This window comes from Nocardioides sp. CPCC 206348 (assembly GCF_048654705.1).
Taxonomy (GTDB): domain Bacteria; phylum Actinomycetota; class Actinomycetes; order Propionibacteriales; family Nocardioidaceae; genus Nocardioides.
This window is the reverse complement of sequence record NZ_JBMCZA010000185.1, coordinates 3,266-5,570: the sequence shown is the minus strand read 5'-3', so window position 1 is coordinate 5,570 and position 2,305 is coordinate 3,266. Positions and strand designations below refer to the sequence as shown.

At 68.0% G+C, this 2,305-nt stretch carries 2 protein-coding genes; one reads left to right on the top strand and one right to left on the bottom strand.

Features of this window, described 5'->3' with window-relative positions; genetic code table 11:
* Nucleotides 1–642: LysR substrate-binding domain-containing protein (locus ACOADB_RS15160; RefSeq protein WP_378600180.1), on the top strand; the 642-nt coding region annotated here is incomplete at its 5' end.
* A gap of 30 nt (nt 643–672) precedes the next feature.
* Here ACOADB_RS15160 and ACOADB_RS15155 read toward each other — a convergent pair.
* Nucleotides 673–2,064, bottom strand: coding sequence for a purine-cytosine permease family protein (locus tag ACOADB_RS15155; RefSeq protein WP_378600177.1), 1,392 nt, complete (start codon nt 2,062–2,064; stop codon nt 673–675).
* Nucleotides 2,065–2,305 lie beyond the last annotated feature (241 nt).

Genomic DNA, 2,305 nt, shown 5'->3' with positions numbered 1-2,305 from the left:
CAGGCGCTCGTGGGCGACCTCGCCGTCGGCTGCTTCACGACCCTGGGGCCCTTCGAGCTGCCTCGGCTCCTCGCTGCCTGCGCCGAGGAGCACCCCGGCATCCACGTCTCGGTGGTGGAGGACGAGCACGCTGCACTGAAGCAGGCGCTGCGCTCCGGTGCCTGCGAGCTGGCCCTGATGTACGGCTACGACCTCGACGAGGACATCGACCACGTCCGGGTCGGCGTCGCAGCGCCGTACGTCCTGGTGGCCAAGGGGCACCGCCTCGCGCGCCGCAAGAAGGTCGCGCTCAAGGACCTGGCCGAGGAGCCGATGGTCCTGCTCGACCTCCCGCACAGCGGCCAGTACCTCGAGCGGCTGGTCGAGTCGGCCGGCTTCCACCCCCAGATCCGGCACCGTACGGCGGGCTTCGAGACCGTCCGCGCCATGGTGGCCAACGGGCAGGGCTGGTCCGTGCTCAACCAGCGCCCGGCGAGCAACATCACCTACGACGGGGCCGAGGTGGTCACCCTCGAGATCTCCGACCCGCTCGAACCGCTGGAGGTCGTGCTCACGTCGATGAAGGGCGTGCGGTTGACCGCTCGCGCCCAGGCGTTCGTGCGGTCGTCCTCCCGGGCGGCGCGCCAACGGGCAGGTCGCTGAACGCGACCTGCCCGTCGGGCCGAACAAAGCTCAGACAGCGACCGGCGCTGCCACCTCGCTCGCCGCGAGCTTCCGGCCACGCGCCAGGGCGTAGTACACCGGACCGGTGACGACCAGGCCGATGATCCAGCTGAGGTCGGCGCCGTTCAGCTCACCGGCCACCGGGCCGGCGTACAGAGGCGTGTTCATGAACGGGATCTGGACCAGGATGCCGATGGCGTAGGCGAAGAGTGCCTTGCCGTTGAACCGGCCGTAGATCCCGCCGTCGGCGGCGAAGATCGAGGCGAGGTCGTACTTGCCGCGGTGGATCAGGTAGAAGTCGATCAGGTTGATCGCGGTCCACGGAACCAGCACGACCAGCAGGGCCAGCACGATGTCGACGAAGTGCGAGATGAAGTCGCCCGAGACACCGATCGCGAAGTACGTCGACGCGATGATCACGGCCACCGAGAGCACCACGCGGGAGCGGGCCGTCGGGATCCACTGGGCGACGAACGTCTGGACGCAGGTGATGACCGCGAGGACGGTGCCGTACAGGTTGAGCGCGTTGTGGCTGATCACCGACAGCAGGAACAGCACCAGCAGGAGCGGCCCGAGCAGGCCGGTGGTGTCGCGGACGCCGGTCATCACGTCGGAGCCCGACGTCATCGCGAGGGCGACGATCGCACCGAAGACGAACGGCAGGATCGAACCGAGGGTGCAGCCCAGGTAGGTGGCGTTGAACGTGGCGCGCACGCCCACGTCAGCAGGCAGATACCGCGAGTAGTCCGAGACGTACGGCGCGAAGGCGATCTGCCAGAGCGCGGCGAGCGACACGGTGGCCAGGAAGCCGGCCGTGGTGTAGCTGCCCTGGCTCCAGAAGGTGGCGGGGACGCCGGAGGCGAAGATCGCGACCGTGCCGAGCACGATGCCGATGCCGAGGACCCAGGTGGCGACCTTGTTGAGCGCGTGGATGAAGCGGTAGCCGATCACGCAGATCAGGCCCGAACCGAGGGCGCCGATGACGATGCCTGTCGAGACGGGCACGGGCTCGGCGATGCCGTGCAGGGACTGCCCGGCGAGCACGATGTTCGAGGCGAAGAACGCCAGGTACATCACGGCGGCGATCACCACTACGATGAGGGCGCCGAACGAACCGAACTGGCCGCGGCTCTGGATCATCTGCGGGATCCCCATCTGGGGGCCCTGGGCGGAGTGCAGTGCCATGAAGACACCGCCCACCAGGTGGCCGACCACGATGGCGACGATGCACCACAGCAGGTCGAGCCCGAAGACGGTGACGCCGGCGGCGCCGGTGACGACGGGCAACGGGGCGATGTTGGTCCCGAACCACAGCGTGAACAGGTCACGCACCTTCCCGTGGCGGTCCTCGGGCGGTACGTAACCGATGGTGTGTTTCTCGACGACGGTCTGATCGTTCATGATTCTTCTCCAAGTGTGAGGCGCACCACCATGGTCGTGAACACCTCAGTCACCTGGCAAACGAATCCTTTGGGCGCAAGTCATCGGCTGAACAGATGACCCGCCGTGCCGGACCTGTCGTCAGGACACCCGCACCAGCACGTCGGTCGTCAGGTCCGCGATCGACCGGTAGCCGTTGAGGCCCATGGTCAGGTCGGCCTCGGCGAGCAGGCACTTGAGCACGTGCTCGGCGCCCGCCGCG

Bases quoted from the DNA above. Each gene is read 5' to 3' on its own strand.
- ACOADB_RS15155 (WP_378600177.1), bottom strand. From the start codon at position 2,064: ATGAACGATCAGACCGTCGTCGAGAAACACACCATCGGTTACGTACCG.